Consider the following 16,406-nt stretch of genomic DNA (forward strand, 5'->3'; position numbering starts at 1 on the left):
CCGAACTGTCATGGCCTACTTGTCGGTTGACTCCTGAGCGGTGCCTTCCGACCCGGCCTCACTGGAACCGGCCTCGCTCGCAGGGGCATCCTTCACCCCGGCCTCGCTCGCCCCGGCTTTGCCTTCGCCGTCCGCGGCCTCGGCCTTGACCTTGGCCCCCGTCGAGGGCTTCGCCGCCGGGTCCGGCTTCACCGCGGGCTCCGACTTCACGGCCGGTTCGGACTTGGCCGCCGCCTCGGGCTCCGTCGCCGCCTCGGGCTCGGTCGCCGCCTCGGCTGCCGGCTCCGACTCCACCGCCTCAGATGCCGCCGCGCCGATCGTGACGACCTCGATGGACTCCCGGGCCTCCGGCAGGACCGCCTCGCCCGGGGCCTGGTCCGGCGCGTTCTCCGGGTGGTGGCAGGCCACCCGCTGGCCCGGCTTCAGCTCCACGAGCACCGGCTCCCGCGTCGTGCAGATCTCGGTCGCCTTCCAGCACCGGGTGTGGAAGCGGCAGCCGCTCGGCGGCGAGATCGGCGAGGGGACGTCGCCCTTGAGCAGGATCCGCTCGCTCTTCGTGCCGCGCCGCTTGGGATCCGGCACCGGCACCGCCGACATCAGCGCCTTGGTGTACGGGTGCATCGGCGCCGCGTAAAGCGACCTGCGGTCGGCCAACTCGACGATCTTGCCGAGGTACATGACCGCGATCCGGTCCGACACGTGCCGGATGACCGACAGGTCGTGCGCGATGATCACATAGGTCAGGCCGAGCTCCTGCTGGAGGTCGTCGAGGAGGTTGACCACCTGCGCCTGGATCGACACGTCGAGCGCCGAGACCGGCTCGTCCGCCACGACCAGCTTCGGCTTGAGCGCGAGCGCCCGGGCGATGCCGATGCGCTGGCGCTGGCCGCCGGAGAACTCGTGCGGATAGCGGTTGTAGTGCTCGGGGTTGAGCCCCACGACCTCCAGGAGGCGCTGCACCTCCTTCTTGACCCCGCCCTCGGGCTCGACGCCCTGGAGCTTGAAGGGGGCCGAGATGATGCCGCCCACGGTGTGCCGCGGGTTGAGCGAGGAGTACGGGTCCTGGAAGATCATCTGGACGTCGCGGCGCATCGGCCGCATACCGCGCACCCCGAGGTGGGTGATGTCGCGCCCCTCGAACTCGACGGTGCCACCGGTCGGTTCGAGCAGCCGGGTGATCAGCCGGCCCATGGTCGACTTGCCGCAGCCGGACTCGCCGACCACGCCGAGCGTCTCACCGGAGCGCACGTCGAAGTCGAGGCCGTCGACGGCCTTGACCGAGCCGGTCTGGCGCTTCAGCAGGCCGCTGCGGATCGGGAAGTGCTTCTGAAGTCCGCTGACCTTGAGCAGGACCTCGCCGGGAGCCACCTCGCCGGAAGACCCGCTCCTGGTCACGACCGCACCCTTGCTCTGGGCGGGAATCGTCACGTCGTTGTCCGTCACGCCTTTGTCCTCGCTCACAGCTTGGGCGCAATCTCTTCGGTCCAGATACGCTCCCGCTCGTCCGGCGTCATGTGGCAGGCGGCCCAGTGGCCGCTCCCGCCGTCGGTCAGCTCGGGGCGCACGGTCCGGGTGATGTTGTCCTTGGGCACATCGGCGTACGGGCAGCGCGGGTTGAAGGCGCAGCCGGACGGGATGTTGATCAGGGACGGCGGGGACCCCTTCACCGGGATGAGGCGCTCGGTCTCCTCGCGGTCGATGCGCGGCATCGAGCCGAGCAGGCCCCAGGTGTAGGGGTGGCGGGGCTCGTAGAAGACCTTCTCCGCGGGGCCGCGCTCGACACAGCGACCGCCGTACATCACCAGGATGTCGTCGGCGAGCTCGGCGACGACGCCCAGGTCGTGGGTGATGATGATGACCGCGGAGCCGAACTCCTTCTGCAAGTCCCGGATCAGGTCCAGGATCTGCGCCTGGACGGTGACGTCCAGGGCGGTCGTCGGCTCGTCCGCGATCAGCAGATCGGGGTTGTTGACCAGCGACATCGCGATCATCGCGCGCTGACGCATACCGCCCGAGAACTCGTGCGGGTAGGAGTCGACGCGCTTGTCGGGCTGCGGGATGCCGACCCGGTCGAGCATCTCGATCGCCCGGGTGCGGGCGGCCTTCTTGTCGACGTCGTGGTGGACCCGGTACGCCTCGACGATCTGCTTGCCGATGGTGAAGTACGGGTGCAGCGCGGACAGCGGGTCCTGGAAGATCATCGCCATGTCGCGGCCGCGGAGCTTGCGCACCTCCTCCGGGTCGGCGGAGAGCAGCTCCTTGCCGTTCAGCCAGATCTCACCGGAGATCTGCGCCTTGCGCTTGCCGTACTGGCCGGTCGTGTGCAGGCCCATGATGCCCATCGAGGTGACGGACTTGCCGGAGCCGGACTCGCCCACGATGCCGAGGGTCTTGCCCTTCTCCAGCGAGAAGCTGAGCCCGTCGACGGACTTGACCAGGCCGTCGTCGGTGGGGAAGTGCACCTTCAGGTCGCGTACGTCCAGGAAGGCGTCCGAGGGCCGCTCACCCGCGACCGGCTCGCCGACCGCGGCGCCGGTCTTGTTCAGGTCGGTCATGCGAGCCTCACTCGGGGGTCGATCACGGCGTACAGGAGGTCCACGACGAGGTTCGCGAAGATCACCGCCGCCGAGGTGATCAGCGTGACGCCGAGGATCACCGGAAGGTCACGGTCGTTGATGGCCTGGAGCACGGCCCGGCCGAGACCCGGAATGCTGTAGGTCGTCTCGGTGAGGATCGCGCCGCCGATGAGGGCGCCGATGTCCATGCCGAGCACCGTGAGGATCGGCGCCATCGTGGAACGCATGGCGTGCTTGCCGATGACGATGGATTCACTCAGGCCCTTGGCCCGGGCGGTCCTGACGTAGTCCTCGCCCATCACTTCGAGCATGGTCGCCCGGGTGAGGCGGGCGTACATCGCCGCCTGGAGGAAGGCCAGGGTGACCCAGGGCAGGATCAGGCCGCTGAACCAGCCCCCTGGTGAATCGCTGAACGGCACGTACTGGCCGTCGATCCAGTGAAGGCCGAAGGAGAAGATCGCCAGCGAGAGCAGGCCGGTGAAGTAGATGGGCAGCGAGACGCCCGCGAGCGCCACGGTCATGGCCGTCCGGTCCCACAGCGAACCGCGCTTGAGGGCGGAGACCACGCCGGCCAGGACACCGAAGACGACCCACAGGATGGCCGCGCCGATGACCAGCGACAGGGTGACCGGGAAGCGGTCCTTGAGCACCGGCCAGATCGCCTGCTCGTTCTTGAACGAGTAGCCGAAGCACGGGGCGTCGCAGTGGATCGTCGAGCCGCCACCGGTGTAGTCGCGGCCGGCCACGATGCCCTTCACGAAGTCGAAGAGCTGCACGAAGATCGGGTCGCCGAGACCCAGCTTGGAGCGGACCGCCTCGAGAGCAGCGGCGTCGGACTGCTTGCCGACGTACATCGTGGCCGGGTCGACACCCGTCCACCTGGGGATCAGGAAGAAGATGCCGAACGTCACGAGCATGACGATCAGCAGCATGACGATGGCGGCGGCGAACCGCCTGATGAGATATGCGAGCACTGCTCTCGGCCCGGCGGCGGGTCGGGGGCACCGGATTGCGGTACCCCCGACCCGTCACACGACGGCCTTCACCTGCCCTTCGTGCCTAGCGGCGGGTGCGCCGGCGGAGCGATTGGACGACGGTCACTTCTCGACGCCGAGGGAGGCGTAGTCGTAGTAACCGTTGTTGTTGGTCGTCGTGTAGACGTTGGTGAGCCGGCTGCTGCGCCACTTGACGTTCTTCTCGAAGACGAACGGCAGGTAGACGGCGTGCTCGGACACCTTCTGGTTGATCTGCTTGTAGAGTCCGGCGGCCTCTTCGGGGGTGGCCGCCGCGATGGCGTCCTCGAAGAGCTTGTCGATCGCCGGGTCCTTCAGCATCGAGTAGTTGTTGTTGCCGTTCGGCAGGATGAACTTGGAGTTCACCAGCGGGAGCAGGAAGCCCTGGCCGGACGCGAAGTCCGGGCCCCAGCCCATGATGATGATTCCGTAGTTCTTCTTCTTGACGACCTCGGGGTTGCCGATGATGCCGGTCGTCTGCGAGCCGTCGTACTGGTCGATGTCGACCTTGATGTTGACCTTGGCGAGCGCGGCCTGCATCGACTGCGCGGTGGCCACCTCGACCTGCTTGTTGTTGCGGACCGCGATGGTGGTGGAGAAGCCGTCCGCGTGACCGCAGGCGGCGAGCTCTTCCTTGGCCTTGGCGATGTTCGGGGCGCCGTCGTTGGAGGTCACGCCGTACGGGTCGAACTTCGGGTCCGAACCGCTGATGATCGGCGGCAGCATGTTGGTGGCGATGTCACCACCGGCCTGCGGGCCGCCGCGGGCGGTCTGGAGCGACTTGTGGTCGGCCGCGTAGATGACGGCCTTGCGGCAGTGCTCGTTGTCGAACGGGGCCACCGTCTGCGGGAAGACCGCGTAACGGATGTAGCCGGTGTCCGGGTTGTCGACGTTGCCCTTGTGCTGCTGGAGCGCCTTGGTGCGGCCGGCCACGCTGAGGCCGGTGCCGTTCAGGTCGACGTCGTAGTCACCGTTGATCAGACGGCTGTCCATGTCGTCGGCGCTGCTGAGCAGGGTCAGGCTGATCTTGTCCGGAAGAGCCTTGCGGACCTCGTCGGTCTTCGGGTCCCAGTTCTCGTTGCGGACCAGCACCATGGACTTGTTCGGGGAGTAGGACTCCCACTTGTACGGGCCGAGCGAGAACGGCTTGAGGCCGTACTTCGACTGGGTGTCCTTGTCCTGGCGGACCGGGGTGCCCGAGGGCATGGCCAGCATCTGCTGGAAGTCGACGTTGGGCGCCGGCAGCTTGAAGACGATGGTCTTGTCGTCCGGCGTCTCGATCGCCTTCAGGCCCAGCTTGTCGGGGGCGGTGTCCTTGTAGGGACCCTTGTACTCACCGGTTGGGTCGAGGACGTCCTTCAGGTACACGGGGCCGCCGGAGATGACGTCCTGCGCCCAGATGCGCTCGATGCCGTACTTGACGTCCTTGGAGGTGACGGGCTTGCCGTCCTCCCACTTGACGCCGTCCTTCAGGTGGTACGTGTACGTCTTCTTGTCCGCCGAGACGTCCGCGAGACCGGTCGCGATGTCCGGGACGAGCGTCTCGCTCTCCTTGCCCGGGGCGGGCTTGTAGGAGATCAGCGTGCGCGTGTAGTAGCGCGCGTAGTCCCACATGAAGCCGTAGTAACCGCGCTGCGGGTCCCAGGAGTCGGCGTCCTGCGTGCCGACGAACTTGAGCTCCCCGCCCTTCTTCGTCGACGCGTTGGCGAGCTTGCTGTTGGCGGCGTTGAACCCGGGGGCCTTGCTGCCCTTGCTGTCGCTGTCGCCGCCTCCGCCGCAGGCCGCGGTGGAGAGCAGAGCCGCAACGACGATGGCGGCGCCGGCGGCCGTCTTTCGCCTCGATGAACCTTGGGTTGTCACGATCTGGCTTCCTCCGTTGGGGGCGTCTTGTGTGTCACGGCCCGTGCGATGCGCCGGGCCGGAGTCTGTGAAGTCCCGCATCAGCGGGAGCCCTTCGGGTCGAAGGCGTCGCGGACGCCGTCGCCGAAGAGGTTGAACGCCATCACGGTGATGAAGATCGCCGCACCCGGGATGATCATGAACATCGGGTCGGACTCATAGGTCGAGATCGCCGTCGACAGCATCTGTCCCCAGGAGGAGGTGGGCGGCTTGACGCCCACGCCCAGGAAGCTGAGCGCCGCCTCGGTGAGGATGTTCGTGGGGATCATCAGCGTCATGTAGACGGTGACCGGCGCGATGAGGTTGGGCAGCAGCTCCTTGAAGAGGATGTAGCCGCGCCCCGCGCCCAGACTGCGGGCCGCCTCCACGTATTCGCGCTCGCGCAGCGAGAGCGTCTGGCCGCGCACGATCCGTCCGACGTACGGCCATCCGAAGAAGCCGATGACGAGGATCATCACGAGCAGCCGCACCCCGGTGCCGGTGAGACCGAGGAGCTGGTTGGGCACCACGGAGATCAGCGCGATGATGAAGAGCAGCTGCGGGAAGGAGAGCAGCATGTCCATCACTCGGCTGATGATGGCGTCGAGCCAGCCGCCGAAGTACCCGGCGACCACGCCGAGGACGGTACCGACGAGCACCGCGAAGACCGCCGCGAGGAAGCCCACGAGCAGCGAGATCCGCGCGCCGTAGATGATGCGGCTGAACACGTCGCGGCCGTTGACCGGCTCAACTCCCAGCAGGAAGTGCGAGTTGATGCCGCCCCAGCTGCCCACCGGAGTGGAGAGCAGCGGGTCGATCTGGTCCTCGTGGAACTCCTCCGGAGGATGGCCGAACGCGTCGACGATCAACGGCGCGAAGATCGCGACGAGGACCAGGAACACGACAACGATGCCACCGGTGAGGGCGAGCTTGTCCTTCTTCAGCCGGTTCCAGGCGATACGTCCCAGCGAACGTCCCTCGACCGTTCTGGTCTCACCACTGGGCGTGACACTGATGTCCGCGGTCGGGTCCGCGTCGGCGGGTGTGTCGTGCAATGGTGCCGTCATCGTGGCAAGGACCCCTCTCAACCGGCGGTGACCGGCCCGCGCTTGCCGCTGTAGCGGCGCGTTCCCATCAGCAGTGCGAGCGGGGGCGACACCGGGCAGCGGGTCGGGCTGCTCGCACACGGGCCCGAACGGCCCTGCATGCCGGGAGTCTTCAATGGCCTCGCGATCACCCGCCAGACCTGACGGCGAATGTATGCGCAAACGTGATGCGGAAAGAGGGTTTCCGTTATGCGGACGCGGCTGAACCAGGGGCGGACATGGGGAAGTTGGGGCAGATATGACGCACGGGCCTATTGCGGTCTTCGCCCCACCACAACGGACATTCCCCTTACGTGCGGGGCGCGTTGACGGGATTCGTCCCGGTTGGCGTCGGCGGGAGCCGGTCTCAGTAGGTGCCGGGGGCGGCCGGCGGATAGCCGTATCCGGGTCCCCCGGGGGCCTGGCCGCCGTGCGCCTCGCGGTCGTAGAACGGCCGGGCGTGGGCTTTCAGCCACATGCCGACGGGGTCGTACTCGTCCGACATCGCGACCGTGGAGACCGCGAGCCCGTCCGGCACCCCCGCGACGGACTGCCGCATCATCGCCCGCACCGCGTCCACCGACTGCGGGGCGGTGCTGTACAGGTCGAGCCCGATCGCGAGGTACGGCGTGCCGAGCGCGGGCTGCACCCAGGCACGGCGCAGCGAACGCACCGCCGGGGTGCGGTGGGCGTGCTGGGCGAGCAGGGCGTAGAACTGGGGGAGCTCCACGGTCGGTTCACAGAGCCTGAGCGGCCCCGCGGGCATCCGGTCGAGGCCCGTCGCGATCCGGCGCAGATCAGTCCAGGGGATGCCGACGCCGCCGCCGGGGGCGTGCGGATTGAGCCAGATCCCGTAGTGGTCGGGGTAGAGGCCCCGGGCGACGTCGAGGGCGCCGGCCACTTCGTGCGCCCGGTTCCACCCGCTGGCGGCGAGCTCCTGCGCGGAGGTCACACAGGGGGCGTAGGAGACCCCGTCGACCTCCATGTTCCCGTACTGGGCGTCCGGGGAGCCGGCCCTGCCGTTCCACAGCAGCATCCAGAGCCGGCCCGACGCGGGGTCGGCGAGCGCGTGGAGCAGCGCCTCGTACACGTCGTAGCGCCCGGGCGTCACCTGGCGCAGCATGTGCTCGACCTGCCCGGCCGCCGCGGTGCCTGACGCGCTCACCCTGGGTCCCGCCCCTCTTAGTTCCGCCGTGCCGACGCCTGCGCCGCCCCGCAGCCCCGGGCACACGCGTGCGGCTGCGGGGTTGCAAGGGTCATGAAACCAGGTTAGGGCCTGTCCGGCGGATCCGGTCTGGGACGCGGGAGCCCGGCACGCCCGTCTGCCGCGCTGTCGTCGGTGGTCGTCGCCTACCGGGCCCGGGCGTAGAAGGGCCGCACCCGCTCGCGCATCCAGGTGGCGACCGGATCCTGGGTCACGTCGAGCAGGACCAGATTGACGGGCCAGTCGACGGGCACCCGGCCGAGCGCCCGGCCCAGGGCCTCCATGGGCGCGTTGCGTCCTGCTCCGTCCCAGGTGGAGAACTCCACGCCGATGAAGAGCGTGGGCGACTCGCCCTCGATGGAGGCGAGCGCGCGGCGGGCGCTGAGTACCACGCCGATCGCCTCGAACTCCTCGGCCGCGACGGCCAGGAAGTCCACCGGGTCCTCCTGCCAGTCCGGCTCGAAGAGGCGTACCCGGGCACCGGACGCGGGTCCGTCGAGCGCGGTACGCCCGGTACGACACAGCTCGGCGACGGCGGGCGGGGGCAGGGGCATGCCCACCACGCCCTCGGGGTTGACCACGATGCCGAGCTGCGGCGGCAGCCCGCGGGCGAACTCGACGGCGGGCGCCACGGCGAAGGACATGTGAGAGCCGACGCACTGGAGGAACTGCTGCTCGGAGCTGTACACGGGCACATAGGGGGCGCCGTCCAGCTCCAAGGTGGGCAGGTCGAGGTCGGTGCTCTGCTGACTGCCGCCGGCCGGCAGCGGCACCCACACCGCGTTGCGGCCGAGGACCTCTATGAGCCGGGGGCCCGCGTTCGGCTGCCCGACGGCCGCGGACATGGCCTCTTCCAGCTCGTTGCCCGGCCAGCCTCCGCCGCCGAGCGGATGCGCGAACGCCTGCTCCGGAAAGTTCATGTGCCGTCCTTCTCCCCCGGACCCCGATGCCTGCCGGCTTGCCTCGGCCGTGCCCCTCGACCCTAACGCCGTGGGAGCGGCCCGGGGAAAGCGCGCCGGGTGAGGATCCGGCGCGCGTCGTGGGGCGGCTACTGCCCGAAGCCGATCCGGCGCAGCGCGGAAGCCGCGTCTCGGTCGAGCAGCACGGCGCTCGCGCAGCCGGTCGGCAGCCGTCCCGCCTCCACCTGCGCTATCAGGCGCCGGGCCGCGCCGCGGTGGCGCGCGAAGGCGTACCGGGAGACCCAGCGGCCCCGGCTCGCCTGACCCGCGAGGGCGGTGTCGGCCGGCACGTCGAGCACGATCAGGCGCAGCGCGCGTCCACGGCGCCGGGCGCCCCGGCCCAGCCAGTGCCGCACCCAGGCCTGGGTGCCGCAGTCGTGGACGACGAGGCTGTCGCCGGAGCGCAGCGCCCACCAGGTCCTGACGAAGTGGGCGGTCCGGGTGAGCGGACGGTACAGGGCGTAGGGGATGCCGGGCAGTCGGCGCTGCCAGGCGAGCCGGGTGTCCTGGGAGTCGATGCGGCGGTCGGTGACGGCGCGCCGCATCAGCGTCGTCTTGCCGCTGCCGGGCAGGCCCGACACCACCACGACGTCGCCCGGGTCGAAGAGGAGCTCCGGCACGCTCCGCTCGGGGCGCCCGCGCAGATCGCGTACCGCCTCGTCGGTCACCGCCTCGTTCGCCTCCGGTGTGCGCGGCGCCGGCACCGCCCGGCCCGCCCCTCCCGGCGCGGGGACCTCCCGCACCCGGCCCCTCTCGTGGTCAACCGTCATGGCACTCCCCCCTGTTCGGATCCTGAACCGCTGCTGGGGAAGTGTAAAGAGCCGGTAATAGCTCACCGGCGATGTGCCGCTTCCGGGATGCGTGCAATGATGTGCGCGCCAACTGCATACCGGCCGTTCGAATCCGCGCGGGAGAGTCCTCAGCAGCTGTGCGCTGGGGCGCCGAAGGAGCAAGTTCTCCCTTGAATCTCTCAGGCCCCGTACCGCGCGGACGAGGCAGATCTGAAAAGCGGGCCGTCCTCTGCCGGGCGGTCCCACCCAAGGTGCAAGCCGTGCCGCGCGACGCGCGCCGGTGAACCTCTCAGGTTCCGATGACAGATGGGGAGGATGTCGTCGACCGTCATGCCCCGGGACCTTGGAGCACCATCCATGAGCAACGCCCCCCGCCTCACCTCCCTCGATGCCCTGCATCGTTCGCTGGGCGCCACGATGACCGACTTCGCGGGCTGGGACATGCCGCTGCGCTACGGGAGCGAGCGCGACGAGCACACCGCCGTACGCACCCGCGCCGGGCTCTTCGACCTGTCCCACATGGGCGAGATCACCGTCACCGGACCCGACGCCATGAAGGCGCTGAACTACGCGCTGGTCGGCAACATCGCCACCATCGGCCTCGGCCGCGCCCGGTACACGATGATCTGCCAGGAGGACGGCGGGATCGTCGACGACCTGATCGTCTACCGCCTGGGTGAGACCGAGTACATGGTCGTCGCCAACGCGGGCAACGCGGGCATCGTGCTCGACGCGATCACCGAGCGCGCGGCCGGCTTCGACGCCGAGGTCCGCGACGACCGCGACGCGTACGCGCTGATCGCCGTGCAGGGCCCCGAGTCCCCCGGCATCCTGGCCTCCGTCACGGACGCCGACCTGGACGGCCTGAAGTACTACGCGGGTCTGCCCGGCACCGTCGCGGGCGTGCCCGCGCTGATCGCCCGCACCGGCTACACCGGCGAGGACGGCTTCGAGCTGTTCGTCGCCCCCGAGCACGCCGAGCAGCTGTGGCGCGCGCTGACCGAGGCCGGTCAGGACGCGGGCCTGGTGCCGTGCGGCCTGTCCTGCCGCGACACGCTGCGCCTGGAGGCGGGCATGCCGCTGTACGGGCACGAGCTGACGACCGCGCTGACGCCCTTCGACGCGGGGCTCGGCCGGGTCGTGAAGTTCGAGAAGGACGGTGACTTCGTGGGCCGGACGGCTCTGGAGGCCGCCGCCGAGAAGGCCGCCGCGAACCCGCCGCGCAAGCTCGTCGGCCTGATCGCCGAGGGCCGCCGGGTGCCGCGCGCCGGGTTCTCCGTGGTGTCCGGTGGCGAGGTCGTGGGCGAGGTCACCTCGGGCGCGCCCTCGCCGACGCTGGGCAAGCCGATCGCCATGGCGTACGTCGACGCCGCGCACGCCGCGCCCGGCACCACCGGGGTCGGCATCGACATCCGCGGCACGCACGAGGCCTACGAGGTCGTCGCGCTGCCCTTCTACAAGCGCCAGAAGTGACGCTCGCCTCCCTTCGGCGTCCCCCTTCTCGTCCCGCGGTCCGAGACACTCTTCGAGACCCCGTCAGCAGCACTCCCCCGCGTACAGGAGAATTCAGGTCATGAGCAACCCCCAGCAGCTGCGCTACAGCAAGGAGCACGAGTGGCTGTCGAACGCCGAGGCCGGCGTGTCGACGGTCGGCATCACGGAGCACGCGGCCAACGCGCTCGGTGACGTCGTGTACGTACAGCTCCCGGAGGTGGGTGACACGGTGACCGCGGGCGAGACCTGCGGCGAGCTGGAGTCCACCAAGTCGGTCAGCGACCTGTACTCCCCGGTCACCGGCGAGGTCGTCGAGGCCAACCAGGACGTCGTGGACGACCCGTCGCTCGTCAACACGGCCCCGTTCGAGGGCGGTTGGCTGTTCAAGGTGAAGGTCACGGACGAGCCGGGCGACCTGCTCTCCGCCGACGAGTACACCGAATTCGCCAGCTGACCTAGAGACCACAGGGATCGTCTGATGTCGCTTCTGAACCAGCCCCTCCACGAGCTGGACCCGGACGTCGCCGCCGCCGTCGACGCCGAGCTCCACCGTCAGCAGTCCACCCTCGAAATGATCGCCTCGGAGAACTTCGCTCCGGTCGCGGTCATGGAGGCCCAGGGCTCGGTCCTCACCAACAAGTACGCCGAGGGCTACCCGGGCCGCCGCTACTACGGCGGCTGTGAGCACGTCGACGTGGTCGAGCAGATCGCGATCGACCGCATCAAGGCGCTCTTCGGCGCCGAGGCCGCCAACGTGCAGCCCCACTCGGGCGCCCAGGCGAACGCGGCCGCGATGTTCGCGCTGCTCAAGCCGGGCGACACGATCATGGGCCTTAACCTGGCCCACGGCGGTCACCTGACCCACGGCATGAAGATCAACTTCTCCGGCAAGCTCTACAACGTGGTCCCGTACCACGTCGACGAGACCGGCGAGGTCGACATGAACGAGGTCGAGCGCCTGGCCAAGGAGTCCAAGCCGCAGCTCATCGTGGCCGGCTGGTCCGCCTACCCGCGTCAGCTGGACTTCGCCGCGTTCCGCCGGATCGCGGACGAGGTCGGCGCCTACCTGATGGTCGACATGGCCCACTTCGCGGGTCTGGTCGCCGCGGGCCTGCACCCCAACCCGGTGCCGCACGCCCACGTCGTGACCACCACCACGCACAAGACCCTCGGCGGTCCGCGCGGCGGTGTCATCCTGTCGACGCAGGAGCTCGCCAAGAAGATCAACTCGGCGGTCTTCCCGGGTCAGCAGGGCGGCCCCCTGGAGCACGTCATCGCGGCCAAGGCGGTGTCCTTCAAGGTCGCCGCGTCCGAGGAGTTCAAGGAGCGCCAGCAGCGCACCCTGGACGGCGCCCGGATCCTGGCCGAGCGCCTGGTCCAGGACGACGTGAAGGCCGTCGGCGTCGACGTCCTGACCGGCGGCACCGATGTGCACCTGGTCCTGGTGGACCTGCGCAACTCCGAGCTCGACGGCCAGCAGGCCGAGGACCGTCTCCACGAGGTCGGCATCACGGTCAACCGGAACGCCATCCCGAACGACCCGCGGCCGCCGATGGTCACCTCGGGTCTGCGGATCGGCACCCCGGCGCTCGCCACCCGCGGCTTCGGCGAGGACGACTTCCGCGAGGTCGCCGACATCATCGCCGAGGCCCTGAAGCCGGACTTCGACAAGGACGCCCTGGCCGCCCGGGTGTCCGCTCTGGCCGCCAAGCACCCGCTGTACCCCGGCCTGAAGTAGTTTCGTACGCTTTAGTTCTCGCTTCATTCCGTACGGAGTCCCGGGGCACCGCGCACACTGGTAGTGAGCGCGGTGCCCCATCCCATGCTGTGCCAGCTGTCCTCTGCACCACCCGGCAGACAACGGCGTCTACCAACCCCCACAAGGAGTCTTCCGTGGCCATCTCGGTCTTCGACCTGTTCTCGATCGGCATCGGCCCGTCCAGCTCCCACACCGTCGGCCCGATGCGGGCGGCCCGGATGTTCGCGGCGCGCCTGAAGAACGAGGGCCTCATCGCCCACACCACGCGGATACGGGCCGAGCTGTACGGCTCGCTCGGCGCGACCGGCCACGGGCACGGCACGCCGAAGGCGGTGCTGCTCGGCCTGGAGGGCGACTCGCCCCGCACGGTCGACGTCGAGAGCGCGGACGAGCGGGTGGAGGCCATCAAGGACTCCGGGCGCCTCAATGTGCTCGGCATGCACGAGATCGCCTTCTCCTACGACGACGACCTGGTCCTGCACCGCCGCAAGGCGCTGCCGTACCACGCCAACGGCATGACGATCTTCGCGTACGACGTCGAGGGCGCGCTGGTCCTGGAGAAGACGTACTACTCGGTCGGCGGCGGTTTCGTCGTGGACGAGGACGCCGTGGCGGGCGAGGACCCGATCGTGCCGGACGACACCGTCCTCAAGCACCCCTTCCGCACCGGCGACGAGCTGTTGCGGCTGGCGCGGGAGACCGGCCTGTCCATCTCCGCGATGATGCTGGAGAACGAGAAGGCCTGGCGCACCGAGGACGAGATCCGCTCCGGGCTCCTGGACATCTGGCGGGTCATGCAGGCCTGCGTCTCGCGCGGCATGTCCCGCGAGGGCATCCTGCCCGGTGGCCTCAAGGTCCGCCGCCGCGCCGCCACCACCGCCCGCCAGCTGCGCGCCGAGGGCAACCCCGAGGCGCACGCCATGGAGTGGGCGACGCTGTACGCGATGGCCGTCAACGAGGAGAACGCGGCGGGCGGCCGGGTCGTGACCGCGCCCACCAACGGCGCCGCGGGCATCATCCCGGCGGTGCTGCACTACTACATGAACTTCGTGCCCGGCGCCGATGAGGAGGGCGTGGTCCGCTTCCTGCTCGCGGCCGGCGCGATCGGCATGCTCTTCAAGGAGAACGCCTCGATCTCCGGCGCCGAGGTCGGCTGCCAGGGCGAGGTCGGCTCCGCCTGCTCGATGGCGGCGGGCGCGCTCGCGGAGGTGCTCGGCGGCACCCCCGAGCAGGTCGAGAACGCGGCCGAGATCGGCATGGAGCACAACCTGGGCCTGACCTGCGACCCGGTGGGCGGTCTGGTCCAGATCCCGTGCATCGAGCGCAACGGCATGGCCGCCGTGAAGGCCGTCACCGCCGCCAAGATGGCGATGCGCGGCGACGGCAGCCACAAGGTGTCCCTGGACAAGGTCATCAAGACGATGAAGGAGACGGGGGCCGACATGAGCGTCAAGTACAAGGAGACGGCGCGCGGCGGCCTCGCGGTGAACATCATCGAGTGCTGAGCGCTCCGCGGGGGGCGGGGACGATCAAGTGCGGGCCGTGGGTGGCGGTCGCGCAGTTCCCCGCGCCCCTTTGAGGCGCTCTCAGAAGCTGTGCGCTGCCGGACGTTCCTTCGGCGCCGCCGCCAGGGCCTCGGTGACCTCGGCGACACCGGCGCGCAGCCCGTAGACGGGGGTCGCGGGCTGCTGGCGCCAGGAGTCGTCGATGCCGCCCGCGTCGACGGTATCGAAGCCCAGCTCGTCGACGAGCTCGCGGACGACCCGCTTGGCGGCCTCGTCGTCGCCGGCCACCGGCACGGCGATCCGCTCGGGATCGCCCTGCGGGCGCGGGCGGTCCAGGAGGTCCTGCGCGTATGTGCCGTTGAAGACCTTGATGACCGGATGGCCGATGTGCTGCTCGGTCCAGCGGCTCTCGGGCAGCCCGTCCTCGATCGCGTCGATCCGGCCGTCGCGCTCCTTGGGGTAGTAGTTCCCGGTGTCGATCACGGCGACGCCGTCGGCGGCCTTGTCGAACAGTCCCCCCGGCAGATCGGGAATGTGCTTCAGCGGGATGGTGACCACGACGACCCGCGCGCCGTCGGCCGCCTCTTCGACGGTGACGGGGGTGGCGCCGGTCTCCTCGGCGAGGGCGGAAAGCGTGTGCGGGCCACGGGAGTTGGCGACGGACACCTGGTGGCCGAGCGCGGTGAGGCGGCGGGTCAGGTTGCCGCCGATGTTGCCCGCGCCGATGATGCCGATCTTCATGAGCTGGCCTTCCGGAGAGGGTGCGTTGACACGCTCCGGGAACCTGTGGGTGCCTCCGGTTATTCCGGTCGGCCGCGTACGGGTCCGGCACCGGTGGCGCGCCGCGCGAGCGGGCTCACGCCACCGGGACCGGGCGCGTCACTTGTTCAGCGACGCCCAGAACTCCTCGAAGGAGAGCTTGCCGTCGCCGTTGGCGTCCTTGGCCTTGATGATGGCCTGGGCCACCGTCTCGGTGACGTGGAAGTCGCCCAGCTGCGCCATGACCGTCTTGTACTCGCTCGCGGTGACGCGTCCGTCACCGTCGACGTCGAGCTTCGCGAACGCCTTGCGCGCCTCTTCGATGTCCGCCACTGGGTCCACCCCTTTGTTGGTGCTACTGCTTGGTGCGTTACTGACGCGGGTCAGATTATCGGCCGCCGTGGGGGCGCGGTGCGGCGGGAGAGGTGGCCGATGGTGAAGGTTGCCGGGCCGTCGTCGATCATGGGTCGGGTGTCCGGTTTCCAGTGGCTGGAGACGCCGGACCGTACGACGGGGATCGCAGCGCGAGAAGGAGCGGGAACAGGACATGGCGAGTGGGACGGACAGTGCGCTCGGGGAGATTCTGGCGGGTGTCGCTCGCGGGCAGTTCCCGCCGGCCGACGGCGGGACGACGGTGGTGGCGCAGCCCACCCCCCGCGACGCGGGCGTGCTGGCGTTCACCGCGCACTCGGTGATCTTCCTCGACGAGGACGAGGAGTGGATCAGGGACGCGCTGGCCCGAACCGACGCCGACCCCCTCGGCGCCTCCATGAACCCGGGGTTCCTGGCCGCCCTGATGGCCCGCACCGGCCGCTCGATGAACTGCGTCGACCTGCTGACCTGCGCCCCCGCGCTGCCGGGCCGGCCGCCGCTGGCGCTGCGGGAGATCGAGGACCCGGACCATCCGAGGGTGGCCCGCGCCCTGAAATTCCGGGACGAGGTGCGGGTGTGGGCGGTGGACGGCGGTGTCCTGGTGCTCGGACGGGGAGTCGCGGGCCGCTGGGAGGTCGCCGTCGAGCTGGACGAGGCCGCACGCGGCCAAGGTCTCGGGGTTCAACTCGCCCTGGCGGGGCGCCACTTGGTGCCGGACGCGGTGGTGTGGGCGCAGCAGTCACCGGGCAACGCGCGCAGCGTGCGCACCTTCCAGGCCGCCGGTTTCCGGCCGGTGGGCTCCGAGGCGCTGCTCGTGGCGCACTGATCGCCGAGCGCCGGACCCGTACCCGGGGGCCTGACTGTTCGCCATACCGAAGGACCGGTTTTCCGCCGCACAAAGAGGAGTTCGCGCCAACTTCCCTTTGCCCCTTCCTCACGCTCCGCCACTGCCGGATAACTTGCTGCTGTCGTCGCCACACCGGAAGCACAGGGCTCCCAGGGACTAGCGGC

At 69.7% G+C, this 16,406-nt stretch carries 15 protein-coding genes and 1 riboswitch; of the genes, 5 read left to right on the forward strand and 10 right to left on the reverse strand.

Going from position 1 to position 16,406, the window contains the following annotated elements; all coding sequences use genetic code 11:
- Window positions 1–15 precede the first annotated feature (15 nt).
- From DWB77_RS12000 to DWB77_RS12035, 8 genes are all read right to left on the reverse strand, one after another.
- Complete coding sequence (locus DWB77_RS12000) at window positions 16–1,428, reverse strand: ABC transporter ATP-binding protein (protein ID WP_120727681.1); 1,413 nt, start codon at window positions 1,426–1,428, stop codon at window positions 16–18.
- A 29-nt stretch (window positions 1,429–1,457) separates the two neighbouring features.
- Window positions 1,458–2,555, reverse strand: a complete 1,098-nt coding sequence (locus DWB77_RS12005; RefSeq protein WP_120721257.1) for an ABC transporter ATP-binding protein — start codon at window positions 2,553–2,555, stop codon at window positions 1,458–1,460.
- Complete coding sequence (locus DWB77_RS12010; protein ID WP_120721258.1) at window positions 2,552–3,550, reverse strand: ABC transporter permease; 999 nt, start codon at window positions 3,548–3,550, stop codon at window positions 2,552–2,554. Before DWB77_RS12010 ends, DWB77_RS12005 begins: the two co-directional genes overlap by 4 nt.
- 123 nt (window positions 3,551–3,673) lie before the next feature.
- Window positions 3,674–5,449: an ABC transporter substrate-binding protein gene (locus DWB77_RS12015; RefSeq protein ID WP_428985119.1), complete on the reverse strand. Its 1,776-nt coding sequence runs from the start codon at window positions 5,447–5,449 to the stop codon at window positions 3,674–3,676.
- An 80-nt stretch (window positions 5,450–5,529) separates the two neighbouring features.
- Window positions 5,530–6,534 (reverse strand): ABC transporter permease, encoded by a 1,005-nt coding sequence (locus DWB77_RS12020; RefSeq protein WP_120721260.1) that lies wholly within the window; start codon window positions 6,532–6,534, stop codon window positions 5,530–5,532.
- Between the two features lie 385 nt (window positions 6,535–6,919).
- Window positions 6,920–7,717 carry an enhanced serine sensitivity protein SseB C-terminal domain-containing protein gene (locus DWB77_RS12025; RefSeq protein ID WP_120721261.1) on the reverse strand — a complete coding sequence of 266 codons (798 nt, stop codon included), beginning with the start codon at window positions 7,715–7,717 and terminating at the stop codon, window positions 6,920–6,922.
- Between the two features lie 185 nt (window positions 7,718–7,902).
- Window positions 7,903–8,676, reverse strand: coding sequence for an enhanced serine sensitivity protein SseB (locus tag DWB77_RS12030; protein WP_120721262.1), 774 nt, complete (start codon window positions 8,674–8,676; stop codon window positions 7,903–7,905).
- Between the two features lie 128 nt (window positions 8,677–8,804).
- The gene (locus DWB77_RS12035; RefSeq protein ID WP_120721263.1) at window positions 8,805–9,485 is read right to left on the reverse strand and encodes an AAA family ATPase; all 681 of its coding nucleotides are present in this window, start codon (window positions 9,483–9,485) and stop codon (window positions 8,805–8,807) included.
- A gap of 128 nt (window positions 9,486–9,613) precedes the next feature.
- Window positions 9,614–9,710, forward strand: a riboswitch (glycine riboswitch).
- Between the two features lie 153 nt (window positions 9,711–9,863).
- Between DWB77_RS12035 and gcvT the strand changes: the two genes are divergently transcribed.
- From gcvT to DWB77_RS12055, 4 genes are all read left to right on the forward strand, one after another.
- Window positions 9,864–10,979, forward strand: coding sequence for a glycine cleavage system aminomethyltransferase GcvT (gcvT, locus tag DWB77_RS12040; protein WP_120721264.1), 1,116 nt, complete (start codon window positions 9,864–9,866; stop codon window positions 10,977–10,979).
- Window positions 10,980–11,079: 100 nt separating this feature from the next.
- Entirely contained in the window at window positions 11,080–11,454 is a 375-nt protein-coding gene (gcvH, locus tag DWB77_RS12045; protein ID WP_120721265.1) for a glycine cleavage system protein GcvH, read from the forward strand.
- 24 nt (window positions 11,455–11,478) lie between these two features.
- Window positions 11,479–12,738: a serine hydroxymethyltransferase gene (glyA, locus tag DWB77_RS12050; RefSeq protein WP_120721266.1), complete on the forward strand. Its 1,260-nt coding sequence runs from the start codon at window positions 11,479–11,481 to the stop codon at window positions 12,736–12,738.
- Window positions 12,739–12,893: 155 nt separating this feature from the next.
- A complete protein-coding gene (locus DWB77_RS12055; RefSeq protein ID WP_120721267.1) occupies window positions 12,894–14,264 on the forward strand; it encodes an L-serine ammonia-lyase in 1,371 nt (456 codons plus the stop codon).
- 81 nt (window positions 14,265–14,345) lie between these two features.
- Here the strand turns inward: DWB77_RS12055 and DWB77_RS12060 are convergent, their stop codons facing one another.
- Both DWB77_RS12060 and DWB77_RS12065 read right to left on the reverse strand, forming a co-directional pair.
- Window positions 14,346–15,068 carry an NADPH-dependent F420 reductase gene (locus DWB77_RS12060; RefSeq protein ID WP_281280092.1) on the reverse strand — a complete coding sequence of 241 codons (723 nt, stop codon included), beginning with the start codon at window positions 15,066–15,068 and terminating at the stop codon, window positions 14,346–14,348.
- A 75-nt stretch (window positions 15,069–15,143) separates the two neighbouring features.
- A complete protein-coding gene (locus DWB77_RS12065) occupies window positions 15,144–15,356 on the reverse strand; it encodes an EF-hand domain-containing protein (protein ID WP_120721269.1) in 213 nt (70 codons plus the stop codon).
- 214 nt (window positions 15,357–15,570) lie between these two features.
- On the opposite strand from DWB77_RS12065, the gene DWB77_RS12070 reads away from it, so the two are divergent.
- A complete protein-coding gene (locus DWB77_RS12070) occupies window positions 15,571–16,221 on the forward strand; it encodes a GNAT family N-acetyltransferase (RefSeq protein ID WP_120721270.1) in 651 nt (216 codons plus the stop codon).
- Window positions 16,222–16,406 lie beyond the last annotated feature (185 nt).

It is taken from the genome of Streptomyces hundungensis, from assembly GCF_003627815.1.
Lineage (GTDB): Bacteria > Actinomycetota > Actinomycetes > Streptomycetales > Streptomycetaceae > Streptomyces > Streptomyces hundungensis_A.